General features: G+C 40.5%; 18 protein-coding genes. 10 read left to right on the forward strand and 8 right to left on the reverse strand.

The window, feature by feature from the left end; translation table 11 throughout:
• Window positions 1-212 precede the first annotated feature (212 nt).
• The 10 genes from ACESNQ_RS04935 (at window position 213) to ACESNQ_RS04980 (ending at window position 10,108) form a co-directional block, all read left to right on the forward strand.
• Window positions 213-608 (forward strand): helix-hairpin-helix domain-containing protein, encoded by a 396-nt coding sequence (locus ACESNQ_RS04935; RefSeq protein ID WP_373075447.1) that lies wholly within the window; start codon window positions 213-215, stop codon window positions 606-608.
• 370 nt (window positions 609-978) lie between these two features.
• Window positions 979-1,557 carry a flavin reductase family protein gene (locus tag ACESNQ_RS04940; RefSeq protein WP_373075449.1) on the forward strand — a complete coding sequence of 193 codons (579 nt, stop codon included), beginning with the start codon at window positions 979-981 and terminating at the stop codon, window positions 1,555-1,557.
• A complete protein-coding gene (locus ACESNQ_RS04945; RefSeq protein ID WP_373075451.1) occupies window positions 1,544-2,104 on the forward strand; it encodes a GNAT family N-acetyltransferase in 561 nt (186 codons plus the stop codon). Before ACESNQ_RS04940 ends, ACESNQ_RS04945 begins: the two co-directional genes overlap by 14 nt.
• Entirely contained in the window at window positions 2,104-2,682 is a 579-nt protein-coding gene (locus tag ACESNQ_RS04950) for an ATP-binding protein (RefSeq protein WP_061863503.1), read from the forward strand. Before ACESNQ_RS04945 ends, ACESNQ_RS04950 begins: the two co-directional genes overlap by 1 nt.
• Complete coding sequence (locus ACESNQ_RS04955) at window positions 2,675-5,323, forward strand: valine--tRNA ligase (RefSeq protein ID WP_373075454.1); 2,649 nt, start codon at window positions 2,675-2,677, stop codon at window positions 5,321-5,323. The genes ACESNQ_RS04950 and ACESNQ_RS04955 overlap by 8 nt, the downstream gene beginning before the upstream one ends.
• A 6-nt stretch (window positions 5,324-5,329) precedes the next feature.
• The gene (locus ACESNQ_RS04960; RefSeq protein ID WP_373075456.1) at window positions 5,330-6,499 is read left to right on the forward strand and encodes a hypothetical protein; all 1,170 of its coding nucleotides are present in this window, start codon (window positions 5,330-5,332) and stop codon (window positions 6,497-6,499) included.
• Window positions 6,474-6,755 carry an STAS-like domain-containing protein gene (locus ACESNQ_RS04965; protein WP_373075457.1) on the forward strand — a complete coding sequence of 94 codons (282 nt, stop codon included), beginning with the start codon at window positions 6,474-6,476 and terminating at the stop codon, window positions 6,753-6,755. Before ACESNQ_RS04960 ends, ACESNQ_RS04965 begins: the two co-directional genes overlap by 26 nt.
• Window positions 6,756-6,757: 2 nt before the next feature.
• Window positions 6,758-7,204, forward strand: a complete 447-nt coding sequence (locus ACESNQ_RS04970) for a hypothetical protein (protein WP_373075459.1) — start codon at window positions 6,758-6,760, stop codon at window positions 7,202-7,204.
• A 38-nt stretch (window positions 7,205-7,242) separates the two neighbouring features.
• Entirely contained in the window at window positions 7,243-8,463 is a 1,221-nt protein-coding gene (locus ACESNQ_RS04975) for a DNA cytosine methyltransferase (RefSeq protein ID WP_373075461.1), read from the forward strand.
• 70 nt (window positions 8,464-8,533) lie between these two features.
• Window positions 8,534-10,108 carry a hypothetical protein gene (locus ACESNQ_RS04980; RefSeq protein WP_373075463.1) on the forward strand — a complete coding sequence of 525 codons (1,575 nt, stop codon included), beginning with the start codon at window positions 8,534-8,536 and terminating at the stop codon, window positions 10,106-10,108.
• Between the two features lie 64 nt (window positions 10,109-10,172).
• On the opposite strand, the gene ACESNQ_RS04985 is transcribed toward ACESNQ_RS04980, so the two are convergent.
• The 8 genes from ACESNQ_RS04985 to ACESNQ_RS05020 all read right to left on the reverse strand — a co-directional run bounded on the left by ACESNQ_RS04985 (window position 10,173) and on the right by ACESNQ_RS05020 (window position 16,037).
• Window positions 10,173-10,772 carry a response regulator transcription factor gene (locus ACESNQ_RS04985; protein WP_373075465.1) on the reverse strand — a complete coding sequence of 200 codons (600 nt, stop codon included), beginning with the start codon at window positions 10,770-10,772 and terminating at the stop codon, window positions 10,173-10,175.
• Window positions 10,773-11,870, reverse strand: coding sequence for a sensor histidine kinase (locus ACESNQ_RS04990; RefSeq protein WP_373075467.1), 1,098 nt, complete (start codon window positions 11,868-11,870; stop codon window positions 10,773-10,775).
• Complete coding sequence (locus ACESNQ_RS04995) at window positions 11,870-12,607, reverse strand: ABC transporter permease (protein WP_373075469.1); 738 nt, start codon at window positions 12,605-12,607, stop codon at window positions 11,870-11,872. The genes ACESNQ_RS04990 and ACESNQ_RS04995 overlap by 1 nt, the downstream gene beginning before the upstream one ends.
• 1 nt (window position 12,608) lies before the next feature.
• Window positions 12,609-13,493 (reverse strand): ABC transporter ATP-binding protein, encoded by an 885-nt coding sequence (locus ACESNQ_RS05000; RefSeq protein WP_373075471.1) that lies wholly within the window; start codon window positions 13,491-13,493, stop codon window positions 12,609-12,611.
• On the reverse strand, window positions 13,480-13,674 hold the full coding sequence (locus tag ACESNQ_RS05005; RefSeq protein WP_373075473.1) for a hypothetical protein: 195 nt from the start codon (window positions 13,672-13,674) through the stop codon (window positions 13,480-13,482). The genes ACESNQ_RS05000 and ACESNQ_RS05005 overlap by 14 nt, the downstream gene beginning before the upstream one ends.
• On the reverse strand, window positions 13,671-13,862 hold the full coding sequence (locus ACESNQ_RS05010; RefSeq protein WP_373075475.1) for a hypothetical protein: 192 nt from the start codon (window positions 13,860-13,862) through the stop codon (window positions 13,671-13,673). The genes ACESNQ_RS05005 and ACESNQ_RS05010 overlap by 4 nt, the downstream gene beginning before the upstream one ends.
• Before the next feature lie 142 nt (window positions 13,863-14,004).
• Window positions 14,005-15,669: a DAK2 domain-containing protein gene (gene fakA, locus ACESNQ_RS05015; RefSeq protein WP_373075476.1), complete on the reverse strand. Its 1,665-nt coding sequence runs from the start codon at window positions 15,667-15,669 to the stop codon at window positions 14,005-14,007.
• A gap of 2 nt (window positions 15,670-15,671) precedes the next feature.
• Complete coding sequence (locus ACESNQ_RS05020; protein ID WP_000216443.1) at window positions 15,672-16,037, reverse strand: Asp23/Gls24 family envelope stress response protein; 366 nt, start codon at window positions 16,035-16,037, stop codon at window positions 15,672-15,674.
• Window positions 16,038-16,190: the final 153 nt, after the last annotated feature.

Genomic DNA, 16,190 nt, shown 5'->3' on the forward strand with positions numbered 1-16,190 from the left:
ATTGTATTCCTATTCAAAAATCTATCGTTTCATTATACCATATTTTTCGCTTTTCTTCTATCATATTCTCTTATTCTAGGGCGGAATTCCCTATAGGACTCCTATCTTTCTAAACTAAGAAGCCTTGCATTTCCCAAAGAAAGTTGATACAATAAAACATAAAGATTTATCCTTGTTCAATCACAGGGGTTTTTTATTGAAAGGATCTTATCATGTCAAAAAAACTACAACGTAAAAAACAAATAAGAAACAGCCTTCGTCGTTCAGGCGCACTTTCAAATGCTGTAAACAAGGTTGTCGAAGAAACAAAAAAAGTTGTGAAGCATGCTGAAAAAGCTGCAAGTGAAGCAGGAAAAGCAGTCTCTAAGCAAGTAGAAAAAGCTGTAGAAGCAACTAAAGAGCAAGCTCACAAGCTTACAACTTCTGTTGAAGATTTCGCAGCTGACCTAGGCGGACTTCCACTTGACCGTGCTAAGACTTTCTACGATGAAGGGATCAAGTCTGCTGCTGACTTCAAAAACTGGACAGAAAAAGAACTCCTTGCCTTGAAAGGAATCGGTCCAGCTACTATCAAGAAATTAAAAGAAAACGGCATCAAGTTCAAGTAATCTTTCTTGTTCCTTGCATTTCCGTCAAAAACTTGTTAAAATAAAGCCATTAGAGGTGTTTTGAGTCCCACATTTTACAGAAAGTGGCGGAGCTGAGAAGTCCACAAATGTGTCAAAACTGGTTGCTAGTGAGTTGAAATTAAAAATTGAAATATAAATCTTTTTGTTTCCTTTTAGGACTAGGCAGCGAGTTGCAGGCTGTACTCAAGTACGCCAAGACGAGCTAACGACGTCATAAAAGCGAAACAAGAAGATTAAAGTTGCGGGCTCTGCCCGAAATTGGGTGGTACCGCGGATAAACACATTCGTCCCTGTCAGATTGATGACAGGGGCGATTTTTATTTTGCAACTCTAGCCAAAGGAGGTTGTCATGAAACAATCTTTTAACACCAGCAAGCTCTACTATGGTTTTCCTATCTTCATCTTGGGATATCAGGACAAGAACTTTGGGTACAATATCACGACCTGCAGTTCCTCTTATAGTCTGGGCGATTGGCTGGTCATCGGTGTTGGTGCTGAGGAAAATGCAGCCGACCAGATTAAGCATTATCAACAGTTTACCGTAAACATCCCTGATGAAAACTTCATGCTCGAAATGGAACAGGCTGGCTTTATCAGCCATCGGGAGAAATTGAAACATTTGGGACTTGACTACGAGATTTCTGAACAGACTCAGGCGCCGATTTTAGAGGCTTGTCCGGTCGTATTGGATTGCCAAGTGGATAGGATTATCGAGGAAGATGGCATCTGCCATATCTTTGCCAAGATTATCGACCGTCTGGCCAATCCAGAGCTCTTGGACGATAAAGAGCATTTTAAAAATGACCGCTTTGCCCCGACTTACTTTATGGGGGACGGTCATCAACGCGTTTATCGTTATCTGGATGACCGAGTCGATTCCATGGGTAGCTTTATCAAGAAAGCGAGGAAGAAGGATGACAAGAGCTGAACTGCCAGAACGAATAGAAACCGAGCGACTTGTCTTGCGAGTCCGTACAGTAGCGGATGCTGAGGATATTCATGCCTACGCTAGTCTGCCAGAGGTTTCTTATTCAGCTGGCTTTCCACCCGTCAAGACCTTGGAAGATGAAATTTACTATCTGGAGCATATCCTTCCTGAGCGCAATCAAAAAGACAAACTCCCAGCTGGTTACGGCATTGTGGTCAAAGGGACGGATAAGATCATCGGCTCTGTTGATTTCAACCATCGTTACGAAGACGATGTATTGGAGATTGGCTATACCTTGCACCCAGACTATTGGGGGCGAGGCTATGTGCCCGAAGCGGCGCGTTCTTTGATTGACCTAGGCTTTATAAAATTGGGTCTTCACAAGATAGAACTCTCTTGCTTTGGATATAATGTCCAAAGTCAACGAGTCGCTGAGAAACTTGGCTTTACCCTCGAAGCTCGTATCCGAGACCGCAAAGATGCCCAAGGAAATCGTTGCGATAGTCTCATATATGGCTTGCTGAAGAGTGAATGGGAGGTAATTTGATGCATCTTTTCATCATTGGGGCTCCGGCTTCTGGGAAAATGACGATTGGTCAAGAGTTATCTCGACTGACAGATGCTACCCTCTTTTATAACCATCAAGCCATCGATTTTGCACTAGAAATCTATCAGGACTTTACAGAGGAAATGTGGGAATTTGTTCGTGGAATCACCTTTTCTTTCCTTGGAGCAAGTGCAAGAAATCAGCGATCAGTAATTTTAACTGACGTAATTGATTTTTCAAATCAGTACCAGCTGATGTATTTAAAGCAAATTCAGGATTTATTGGATAACTTTCATCAAGAGATTCTGTTTGTTGAATTGGAAACAAGTCTTGAAGAGCGTTTACGTCGAAATCGAACGGAGAACCGGTTGAAGCACAAGCCCTTGAAACGGCATATTGAGATATCTGAAAGAGAAATTTTAGAGACCGCTGAAACACTTCAATTAAATTCCCAACATCAACCGAATGAGTTGCACCACTACCTTAAAATAAATAATACGAATCTGTCTGCAGAAGAAGCTGCTAAGCAGATTCAAGATAAAATGAATACAATAGAGAAAGGACAAACACATGTCTAAAGAACTTTCGCCTAAATACAATCCAGCCGAGGTTGAGGCTGGTCGTTATAAAAAATGGCTTGATGCGGATGTTTTCAAGCCTTCAGGAGATCAAAAGGCTAAGCCTTATTCAATCGTCATTCCACCACCAAACGTAACTGGGAAACTCCACCTTGGTCACGCTTGGGATACGACTTTACAGGACATCATCATCCGTCAAAAACGCATGCAAGGCTTTGACACCCTTTGGCTTCCTGGTATGGACCACGCTGGTATTGCCACTCAAGCTAAGGTTGAGGAGCGCTTGCGTGGTGAGGGCATTACGCGTTATGACCTCGGTCGTGAAAAATTCCTCGATAAGGTTTGGGAATGGAAAGACGAATATGCCACTACCATCAAGGAACAATGGGGCAAAATGGGGCTCTCTGTAGACTACTCTCGCGAGCGTTTCACGCTTGATGAAGGTTTGTCAAAAGCCGTTCGCAAGGTCTTTGTGGACCTTTACAAGAAAGGTTGGATCTACCGTGGTGAGTTTATCATCAACTGGGACCCAGCAGCTCGTACAGCTCTTTCCGATATCGAGGTTATCCACAAGGATGTCGAAGGTGCCTTCTACCACATGAACTACATGCTAGAAGATGGCTCACGCGCCCTTGAGGTTGCGACAACTCGTCCTGAGACAATGTTTGGGGACGTTGCGGTTGCAGTCAATCCAGAAGACCCACGCTACAAGGACTTGATCGGTAAAAACGTCGTCCTTCCAATCGCTAATAAACTCATCCCAATCGTTGGAGATGAGCACGCGGATCCTGAGTTTGGTACTGGTGTCGTGAAAATAACACCTGCCCACGATCCAAACGACTTCTTGGTTGGTCAACGCCATAACTTGCCACAAGTTAACGTCATGAACGACGACGGAACTATGAACGACTTGGCCTTCGAATTTGCAGGTATGGACCGATTTGAAGCTCGTAAGGCAGTTGTTGCCAAGTTGGAAGAAATCGGTGCCCTCGTCAAAATCGAAAAACGTGTCCACAGCGTTGGTCACTCAGAGCGTACAGGTGTTGTAGTTGAGCCACGCTTGTCTACGCAATGGTTCGTCAAGATGGATCAATTAGCTAAAAATGCTATTGCAAACCAAGACACAGAGGACAAGGTAGAATTCTACCCACCTCGTTTCAACGATACTTTCCTTCAATGGATGGAAAATGTCCACGACTGGGTTATCTCTCGTCAGCTTTGGTGGGGTCACCAAATCCCTGCCTGGTACAATGCTGAGGGTGAAATGTACGTCGGCGAAGAAGCACCAGAAGGTGACGGATGGAAACAAGACGAAGATGTCTTGGATACTTGGTTCAGTTCTGCCCTCTGGCCATTCTCAACTATGGGCTGGCCGGATGTCGACTCTGAAGACTTCAAACGTTACTTCCCGACTTCAACCTTGGTAACAGGTTACGATATCATCTTCTTCTGGGTATCTCGTATGATCTTCCAATCTTTGGAATTCACAGGTCGTCAGCCATTCCAAAACGTCCTTATCCACGGTCTCATCCGTGACGAACAAGGACGCAAGATGTCGAAATCTCTTGGAAACGGGATTGACCCGATGGATGTTATCGAGAAATACGGTGCCGATGCCCTTCGTTGGTTCCTTTCAAACGGTTCTGCACCAGGGCAAGATGTGCGCTTCTCTTATGAGAAAATGGATGCTTCATGGAACTTCATTAACAAGATCTGGAACATCTCTCGCTACATCCTCATGAACAATGAAGGTTTGACCCTTGAGCAAGCAACTGCCAATGTCGAAAAAGTTGTTAACAAGGAAGCTGGAAATGTCACAGACCGCTGGATTCTCCACAACCTCAATGAAACGATTGGAAAAGTCACTGAGAACTTTGACAAGTTTGAGTTTGGTGTTGCGGGACACATCCTCTACAACTTCATCTGGGACGAGTTCGCGGACTGGTACGTTGAGTTGACCAAGGAAGTCCTTTATAGTGATAACGAAGAAGAGAAAGTCATCACACGTTCTGTTCTCCTTTATACTTTGGACAAGATCCTTCGTCTCCTTCACCCAATCATGCCATTCGTGACAGAGGAAATCTTTGGACAAATCTCAGAAGGCTCTATTGTTACAGCAGAATACCCAACTGTTAATCCAGCCTTTGAAGACCTTGCGGCTCACACTGGCGTGGAAAGCCTCAAAGACTTAATCCGTGCTGTTCGTAATGCGCGTGCGGAAGTAAACGTTGCTCCAAGCAAGCCGATCACCATCCTTGTTAAGACAAGCGATAGCGACTTGGAAGCCTTCTTTAACAGCAATGTCAACTACATCAAACGTTTCACAAATCCTGAACACTTGGAAATCGCATCAAACATCCCTGCACCTGAACTCGCTATGTCAAGCGTCATCACAGGAGCAGAAATCTACTTGCCACTCGCTGACCTCCTTAATGTCGAAGAAGAACTAGCTCGTCTCGACAAGGAACTGGCTAAATGGCAAAAAGAACTGGATATGGTCGGTAAGAAGCTCTCTAACGAACGCTTCGTAGCCAATGCCAAACCAGAAGTCGTCCAAAAAGAACGCGACAAACAAGCCGACTACCAAGCTAAGTACGACGCGACAATAGCGCGTATTGATGAGATGAAGAAGTTGGGATGATATTCTATGAGTCAAAATGTAGATTTGATTTTCTCTAATTATTCTAACTATAAACCACGATTAGAGAAAGATAAAAAAGGGAAAAAATATTATTCTTTCAGAACAAAGATTAAAAATTTCGATGCAGATTTATTGTCTTCGATTATTTCTTTTTCAACATCGATTCTAGAAAAACCTAAACTAATCCGAAATATAGAATTTAATTTTGATTCTATAGAGTTACAAGATAAATTGTCTTATATTTATTTTGAATGCATTTGTTTTTATCTAATTAGTCAAGGTTTTGTTGTATCAGTCTATTTAGAAGTAACTAGGAACGTGGTATCTTCAGGAATTTACGATTCGCCTATAAAATACTTAAATCCGCCTAATGGAAATTACTCGCTTGAAAAATTTTTGACGGAATTTCAAGTAAAATATACACGGACACATTTGAGATTATGGGTAACCTCTAAAAATGACTTCTCGTCTTTTTCCTCGACAATAGTAAGCTTTTTAAAAAATTTATTTATAATTGATGATAAAAAGATTTTATTTTCCATTGCTAATACTATAGGCGAATTGGTTGGAAACGCTATAGAACACGGGAGATCTGATTGCTTAGTGGATATAGATTATTCTGATAGTTTTGTTCATATTCAAAAACCTGATAGAAATTTTTCAGCTTTAAATGTTGTTATATTGAATTTTTCTACAATAAAAATGGGTGATTTAGTAAAGAATAAAATTACACAGTCTCATCCTTGTAAAATGGGTTTAAAATATCAGGATATAAAGAGAATTTATAATATCCATGAAACCTTCTTTAATCAACAGTATACTGAAAATATTTTTTGGATTATTGCTTCTTTACAACATGAAATATCGGGTAGACAAGATACAATGATTAGTGGTGGTAGAGGAAGTACTAAACTTCTTAAATCGATTATAGATTATTCGGAAAGCAACTATTGCTATATAATGAGCGGGCATGAGTTAGTGAAGTTTCATCATAATTTATTGAATGAAGATTCTCAAGGTTACGTCTCATTCTCGAATTCCGACTTTCAGTCTGCTAAACCAGAAAAGGAAGTATATTCTAAATCAAAAATATATTTACCTGGTGTTGGTTATAATTTGAATTTTGTTTTGGAAAAAAAGGATAGTGAAGATGAAAGAAATAAAGTTAACATTTAAAAAAACATACATAAGCTTGGCTGGTAATCCAGAAGGGAAAGAAATTTTTAAAAATCAAATAAAGCCTTATATACAGGATGAGGAAAAAATTAAATTAATTTTTCCACCTGAAATCGAAAATGTAGCATCATCTTTTTTTCAAGGTCTTTTTGCAGAAGAACTTGAAAAAATTGGTAAAAAAAGAGTTGAATCTAAATATACTCTTGTTTTTGAAAACGAGAATTTAGACTACTCTATTAAGGAGGCTATTGAATAGATATGTGGAGTAATGTTTTATCAGCAATAGCTATTATATTATCGGTTATTACTTTTGTGATTAATTTAATTTTTGAAAATATAAAATTGAAGAGAGAAAAAAACTCTAAAATTTTTCAAGATATATATTTTGAACTTATGCAGTATAAAATACCAAAAGCTGAATCTGATATCAATTATATTCATACTAATGGTAGGATTAAATTAACTGGTATTACTGATATGACAGATATTTTAAAGATCCTTAGAAAAAAATCTAGTTTTTATAAATTCACTGATGAGAAATTTTATAAACTTCTTACAGAATATATCATGGAGATAGAGAACTATTATTCTATAGTGTTAAATACTGTTGATGATGATGAAAAATATAGGAAATTTAAATCAGAATCAAGAGAGAAAATTAGCAAACTTTATAATATTCTACTAAAAAAATTGAATAAAGGTTAAACATTGCTTAACTTTTATTATAGAAAGCAGGTTACTACATGACAAATTCTGTAAGTTCGAACCGACCTGAGAAGTACAACATTGCAGCTTTCTTTTCAGGTGTTGGGGGAATTGAGTTGGGTTTTGAACAAACCAACGAGTTCAGAGTGGTGTATGCCAATGAATTTGATAAGTATGCGCGTCAGACTTATCAGTTAAACCATCCAGATACCTATTTGGATGGTCGTGATATTCACGATGTTCAGCCAGAGGACATTCCAGCTGAGCGCGTGGATGTGATTATGGGAGGTTTCCCTTGCCAAGCCTTTAGTATTGCGGGTTATCGCAAGGGATTTGATGACGATCGTGGCGATCTTTTCTTCGAATTGCTTCGCATGATTGAGGGATGTAAACCTCGTGCTATCTTCATCGAAAACGTCAAGAACATGGTAGGTCATGACCATGGCAATACCTTCAAAGTTATTCGTGAAGCCTTGACCGAGAACAACTACTTCATCAAGTGGAAAGTCCTCAACGGGAAAGACTACGGAAATATCCCACAAAACCGTGAGCGTATCTACATTGTCGGTTTTGATACCAAAGAGGCTTATGACTTGTTTGAATTCCCAGAGGAAATCAAGTTGACTACGAGTCTTCAGGATGTGATTAACTTCGGTGATAAACTAGATGAGGTCTACTACTACCGTGAAGGCAAGCAGAATTTCTACGACCAGTTGAAGTTTGAAGTCACCAGTCAAGATACAGTTTACCAATGGCGCCGTCAATATGTCCGTGAAAATAAAAACGGTGTCGTACCTACTCTCACAGCCAATATGGGAACAGGTGGACATAATGTTCCATTGATTTTGACGGATAGCGGTGAAATCCGTAAGCTAACACCGAAAGAAACCTTTAATGTCCAAGGTTACCCTAAATCCTTTAAAATCCCAGAAGGGGTTTCTAACGGTCAGCTCTACAAGCAAGCCGGAAACAGTGTTGTTGTCCCTGTGATTAAACGCATCGCAGAGAATGTTGCTATGGCCTTAAATGAGAGCCAAGGGCAATCTCAACTTGACCGCTCAAGGAAATTCGCCATTATCTACACTAAGATGAATGGCCAGTTTGAAGGGCAATCCTATGTCAAGGATTTTGTGGACAGCTATGAACAGGCTCTTGAAAAAATCAAAGCTTATGACGATGGTTTAGCCCTTCTGTCAGATGAAGAGTATTTGAGATTTGTCAAAAAACAAGGCAAACTTGAATTTTACAGTATTAATTAACGAATATATAAGAGGATTAGTGAAAAACTAATCTTCTTTTGATATACTGAAAATAGAAAAGAGGGCGCTTATGTGGGAACATCTAAAGTCTGAACAAAAAGAAAAATACAAAACCTTAATTATCAACTTCGCTAGCTTGAGCCAAGCTTTCTCTCAAAAGGCAGAATCCGAAGACGAAGGACAAACAGAGAATTATGTGGCTCCGATTGTCAACTCCAAGTTTCAGGAGACGGTTTTCCAGAAGGCTTTTAATGCTGTCGGGGAAGATATCGCCAATACTTCCTATGATGCTTCTGTTGTTGTAGATGAAAATCATAAATACCTAGTAGGCATCAAGTCTTTTGGGATTAATTCTGGAGACCAAAAAATCGCTCAGTTCAAGAAAGATTCTCAATCTTGGACGGACTTATTAGGTGACATCAAATTTCATGCGGATATTTCAGTAGATAAAGAAGCAGCAGACAAGGTAAACTATCAACGCTATGAGGAGTTGGCACGAAAGATTGCGACTCTGCGGAATCAGAGAATTGAGTCCTCTAAGGCGCAAATCAAGGGATTCAACTCTGACTCGGTCAATGTTGAAGCTGTTTACCACGTTCTGATGCCAACACCAAAGGGAGAAAATCCGAAGATTTTTGTAGGTGAAACATCTTATTTACCAGTCGATATTGATAACCTAGTCATTGAAGGATCAACTACCAAAAACAATCCGACCAATTTCCGATTTACGGATGGACAACACCACTACAAGTACACGGCAGCTGACAGCCAGCTTCACATGACTTTTAACAATAAAGACATTGTGGTAGATACTTGGGATGTTCATTACATCGAAGATCCTTTTTCTCTCTTTGAAAATCTTCATTTGCTAACAGCTGAAAAGGAACAATCCCATATCTTAGAAACAGTATCTTGGGTAATCACAGACAAACATGGAAATGTAGAAGAAAACTCTGGTTTTAATGCCTTTAATGGCGGATCAAAACTAGCTAAGAAAGATCGTCTGCCACGGATTTTAAAGATTCAGGATAAATTCAAGGACAAATTAGCTCCAGAAGAACTAGCCTTTGTGACTTTTTCTTTAGAAGAAATCCTCTTGAAGAAATGGACTAGCAAAGAAGAAAAAGCTAAGATGAAGGCTATTCGTGAAAACTTGATTCACTTTGTCCATAATACTGACAATGAAAAACTCATTAAAGAAATTGAACAACTCGTCTATCGTCCAGTTAGTGAAGTATACATTCCTCTGCCTGACTCCAAAAATTTCCACGATGAAAGGCCTGACTTCTTCGGACCAGGATTTGGGACCTTTGAACCTGATAGTAAAAAACTAGCTCTATCCAAAGAGGAAAGAACCTTTAAACTAAGATTTTTACCTTCTGGTGATGTCATCAATGCCTATATCAACCAAGAAGCTGGTAAGGCGATTCAGTCAACTGATAAGCAAGAAATTCTTGGAAATTGGATTTTGCGTGGTGTTTTCCAGTTGAAGGAACGAGAAGTTTTGACAGGTCAAAGACTCAATGAACTAGAAATCAACGGCATTCGATTGACCAAGTTTAAAAATGGCGAAATTGGCATCGAATTCATCTGGATTGACACCGAAAACCCACCACACGATGCCATTGGCTGGGTAGCCAAATAGACTTGAATAATACAAAAAAATCTCTTAGATTCATTTCTAAGAGATTTTTTCTTACTATTCCCCCTTACAACCAGCCTTCTTCTTCGGCAGTTTTGGCTGCTTCGGTTCGGTTGCTGGCGCCTAGTTTGGAGAGGATATTGGTCATGTAATTACGGACGGTACCGTTTGAGAGGTAGAGCTTGTCCGCAATCTCTTGGTTGGACAGCCCCTGTGCTACTCCATGCAAAACAGCGACTTCCTGCTCGGTCAAGGGATTGGGATGGGTCATCATGACTTCCATCAGCTCTGGAGAATACTCCTTGCGTCCCTCTAACACCGTATGCAGGGTTTGCATGAGCTCAGCGATGCTTCGCTCTTTCAAGACATAGGCATCTACTCCTGCTTTGACTGCTCGTTCAAAATAACCTGGGCGTTTAAAGGTCGTAACGATAACCACCTTGGTTTCAGGAACTTCTTGTTTGATCCACTCGAGAGCTTCGAGTCCTGTCTTGACTGGCATTTCGACGTCAAGGATGGCAATATCTACTGTTTCGTTCTCCAAAACCTCGATAGCCTCGGCTCCATTTTTCGCTTGCAAGACAGTCTCCACATCTGGTTGAAAACTTAAGAGCTGGCACATGGCGTCTCTAAGCATACTTTGATCTTCTGCGACTAATACTTTCATCTACTTTCTCTCCTTATAAGGCAGATGCACGCGCACCTCTGTGGGATCTTTCAAACTGACCAGCTCTACTTGACCTGAGAAGGCTACTGCACGGTCACGGACTGTATGGAGTTCATTCCCTTTTATAGTTGCAAAACCTTTCCCGTCATCTCTGACTGTCAGGAGCAATTCCTGATCTGTACGTTCCAGTTTTAGATAGGCTTTGTTAGCGCTGGCATGCTTAATGATATTGGTCGCCAGTTCTAATAAAATCATAGCAGTCGTTGACTCCACATCCTGGGTCAGGCTAGCCTTGTCCAATTGATTGTCAACCTGGACTTCAATATCAGCAATCTCAAGCATCTTTTTAACAGTTTCAAGTTCTGAAGCTAGGGTCCTTGATTTCAGATTTTCCACGATGGTACGCACTTCATTCATGGAATCTTTGCTGATCTGGTGAATTTCTTTTAATTCCTTCTCCACCTGTGGATAGGCCTGCATCTGAAATAACTGCAGGGCTAGATCTGTCTTGACACTCAGCATAGCAAAGGTATGTCCCAAACTATCATGCAAATCCTGACCGATACGACTGCGTTCATTTTCAGCAAGCAATAAATTTATCTGAGCATTTTGCTTGGCCTGTTCTTCTTTCAAATCCTCCACAATGCGAATCCGAACCATACCAAATGTCATTAAATCGACAAAAGCAAGAATTACAAGTAAATAGAATAGAAACTCAACTTCGATTCTCTGAGTAATCAAAAGTTGGCCCACAACAAGCACTTGAGCAAGGAGAAAAGTCCAGACATGTAAAGACTTTAAACTACGTACACCAAAATGATAACTTAAGAGATTGGATAGGAAAAAGAAAAACCAGATATAATTAACAGTAACAAAGGCAGTATTCCCAACTACATAAGTCAGCATGATCCCCCAGAAAAGCCAAGATAGGCGCTGGCTCTTAGTTGTTAAAATACCCAAATACGCAACTACAAATAGAATATCAATCAATAAATGCCAGGCAGAAAGCCACCCAGTCACTACAGGCAGGATGGGGAAAATCATAAAAATTAAACTGACCCAGAACATATAATGTATGCTTTTCAGTCTTTCAAGCATTAAGCATTCTCCTTATGACCTTGAAGGTAAATGGTCAAACCAAACAAAACTGCTGAAAAAACAAGTAGATAAACTGTGGCTGATAAATTGATGCCACCCTCGTTTAAGAAGGTCTTGAGCAACTCCATCAACTGATAGCTTGGTAGACGCTTCCCGATTGCTTGCATCCAGTCTGGAAATAAAGAGACAGGCATCCAGAGTCCGCCTAAAACAGCCAAGCCAAAGTAAAGAAGATTGCCCACGACAGACATCAGCTGACTGGACGGCAAGAGAGTCAGGGTCAAGCCAAGTGCTACAAAGGCAACACTTCCTACTATCAGCAAGAACGCAGCCCCAATCCAGTTTCCAAGAGACATATCCACACCTCTTACAAAATGCCCAACTGAGAAAACAACCAGAATTGAGACCAAATAATCAACCATCATACTTGTTATCTTTGATAGATAATATTCTACCATATTTACAGGGCTATGACGTAATATTTTCTGCCAGTTGTTGATCTTGTCGGTATGTAAAACAACTGGGAATGAAAAGATAGCTGTCGACATCATGGAAAAAGCTGTCATGGAGATGAGGTAGTCGCGCATAAAATTAGCCGGTCCACCTGGTGTTTCCTGGTACATGCCTGAAAAGAATAAATAGAAGGCTGTCGGCATCCCTACTGATAATAAATAATAGACTAGTTGCCGTTTGGTCAATAGAAATTCTATCTTATTTAGTGCGATCCATCGTTTCATCTTAGTCATCTCCCTTCTGTGTTTCTTCAAAGATTGTATCTAGCAAACTACGGTTATTAACTTCGATTTCTTGTATGCTACATCCTGCTTGAACTAACAGTTCCCAAAAAGCATCCGCTTCACGTGTAACTACTTGCAAAGCATCTTGTTTTTGTGACCAGTTTTCAACCAAGTTAGACTGCTCAATGACTTCCTTGTATGCTAGAGGAAGGATAAAGTGCTTTTCAATCTCCTCACTGCGCATGGCTAGAGGTGTTGTATCGCGAATCAACTCTCCCTTATTCAAGACCAAGATCCGGTCAGCTGTATGCTCTACCTCTTCGATATAATGGGAGGAATAGAGAATGGTAACTCCCTTAGCTTTTAGCTCCTGAACAATTTCCCAAAAACGTTGACGAGTTGAAGTATCCATGGCCGCAGTTGGCTCATCTAAAAAGACAAGTTTTGGTCGCCCAATCAAGGTCAAGACAAAAGAGAAGAGACGCTTTTGCCCACCTGACAATTTTTCTGCCAACTGTTCTTTTTGTTGCTGGTCAAACTGCAATAGTTGATCGATCTCCTGGTTGCTCAAGGGATTTGGATAAATACTTTGAAAGAAAGCAATCAACTCTTTGACCTTTAATTTCTGAACGATAACATTTTCTTGAGGCAGGTAGGATCTTGTGTAGTCCAACTTAGAGCTCGTCACTGGCAAGCCTTGGATGGATACTTGACCGCTTGTGACCAGTTTATCTCCAAGCAAACAGTCCAAGAGTGTTGTCTTTCCAGCACCATTTGGCCCAATCAAGGCGACGCATTCACCTTCAGCTACATCAAAGGAAATATCCTTCAATATAGCCTTGCCCTTGATGTTTTTATTTAGGCTTTCTACCTTAATCATATTCATGATATTCTCCTTTCAGCCATTCCATCCCCATCGGAAAGGCGATAAAAATCATAAATCCTAGACCCCAGGCACCGCGAATAACTTGGTGAAGGAAGGCTTGATCAAACCAACCTGTAAACATTTCTACCAACCATACCACTAGTGACAGTCCAATAAAAAGAAAGAGAATCGCTTTTTTCATTTTTCAAACTCCTTTTTCACATCTGAGACCAATTTCAAACCTTCTCGGATCAACCAAGACATGATTCCAAATCCTGCAAATAGCTCCCAAGGAAAATGATAGAAGCCTTCATCCAATCCTGAGAACATGAGATAAGTCATGACTCCTGCTGCTACTAAACTCATTGCGACAATTACTTTATCTTTCATTTTTTTCTTCCTCCATTTGATACATCTAGTATAATTCTTTGAAGGTAGAATCACTAGAAGCTTCTGTCATGAGGAAATATGACAAATGTCACAAAAAAAGAAAGTTGATTCCTCAACTTTCTTTTTCTATTTATTTCATTCTTTATTCCACACTGAAAAGATATGGATAAACCGGTTGTTGTCCTTGGTGAATTTCTACTTCGACATCTTCGAATTCTTCTGCGATTTCTTGAGCAATTTCATTTGCCAATTCTTCGCTTCCGTCTTCTCCAACATAGAAGGTTACGATTTCACTGTCTTCGTCCAACATATGTTTCAATGTTTCAGTCAAGGTTTGGTGCATATCAGGATTTGATACGAGAATCTTACCATCCACCATACCAAGATTGTCATTTTCATGAATTTCTAGACCATCGATAGTCGTGTCACGAACGGCTGTTGTTACACTACCGCTGACAACGTCCCCAAGAGCTGCAGTCATGCGTTCTTGGTTTTCTTCGATAGACTTGCTTGGGTCAAATGCTAGAAGGCTAGTCAATCCTTGAGGAATTGTACGCGCTTCTACTACAACAGCTGGTTGTTCCAATACTTCAGCTGCAGATTGAGCTGCCATGAAGATGTTTTTGTTGTTTGGCAAGAAGATGATGTTACGAGCATTAACTTTCTCAACAGCCTTGACAAAGTCTTCTGTCGAAGGGTTCATGGTTTGTCCGCCCTCGATGACGTAGTCCACACCTTGTGCACGGAAAATGTCTGCCAATCCTTGTCCAGCTACTACTGCGATAAGAGCATATTCTTTTTCTTCAGCTGGCTTGCTGACTTGAGCTTCTTTTTCTACTTGCGCTTCGTGTTGGTTACGCATGTTATCGACTTTAACCTTGACCAAGCTACCATACTTGAGACCTTCTTGCATAACAAGTCCTGGATCTTCTGTATGGACGTGAACTTTAACGATTTCGTCATCATTGACAACAAGTAGAGAATCCCCAAGTTCGTTCAAGTAGTTACGGAATTCTTCGTAGTCAAACTCTTTAGCATAAGTTGGGCCTTGTTTAAGGGCAACCATGATTTCAGTACAGTAACCAAAGGTAATGTCTTCTGTTGTCACATGTCCAGCTACAGATTTGTGGTGTTCTGCATTGATCATCTCACCCATATTGGCTGGAGTCGCTACAAAGTCTTCAGATGCACTGTATTCACCAGTAAGAGCTGAAAGGAATCCTTCATAGATGAAGACCAAACCTTGACCACCTGAGTCCACAACTCCAACTTCCTTCAATACTGGAAGCATTTCTGGAGTTTTAGCAAGGGCTGCTTTAGCTCCTTCCAAGGCTGCACGCATAACTTCAACTGCGTCATCTGTCTGTTCTGCTTTTTTCTTAGCACCGATAGCAGCTCCACGTGATACAGTCAAGATTGTTCCTTCAACAGGCTTCATAACAGCCTTGTAGGCAACCTCAACACCTGATTGGAAGGCAAGAGCTAGATCTTTTCCTGTTAACTCTTCTTTTGTCTTGATGGCTTGTGAAAATCCGCGGAAAAGCTGAGAAGTGATAACTCCTGAGTTCCCACGCGCACCCATCAAAAGACCTTTAGCCAAGATACTTGCAGCCTCACCAACAGTTGAAGCTGGTTTGTCTGCTACTTCTTTAGCACCATTTTCGATAGTCATCCCCATGTTTGTTCCTGTATCTCCGTCTGGAACTGGGAAGACGTTCAATGAATTGACATATTCGGCTTGCTTGTTCAAACGAGTTGAAGCAGCCTGTACCATTTCTTGAAATAAGCTTGTAGTAATATTTGACACGATTATTCTCCTACAACTTTGATATTTTGAATGTAGACATTCACAGTTTGAGCAGTGATTCCAAGTTGGTTCTCTAGGCTAAAGCGAACACGTTCTTGGATGTTTTTTGAAACTTCACTGATTTTTGTACCGTAGCTCAATACAGTATATACATCAACTGCAATACTACCGTCTTCAGCTGCTTTAACGACTACACCTTTTGAATAATTTTCCTTACCAAGAAGGGCTTGGAAATTATCTTTGAGGGCATTTTTACTAGCCATACCGACTACACCAAAAATTTCAGTTGCTGCACCACCTACGACAGTAGCGATTACATCATCTGTCAGTTCGACTTGACCATCTTTTGTATTAATTTTTACAGTCATTTTTTTTACCTCAAATAGTTGATACTCTATTTTATCATATTTCAGCCCAACTGTAAAAGCAGAATGATGTATCATCGGATATTTGCTTGATTTTTCAAATGATTTCAGCTGTCGAGCAAAACAAAAAAGACCCTGTAGGTCTTTTCATGTTTA

Source organism: Streptococcus infantis (genome assembly GCF_964243025.1).
Classification (GTDB): Bacteria; Bacillota; Bacilli; order Lactobacillales; family Streptococcaceae; genus Streptococcus; species Streptococcus infantis_N.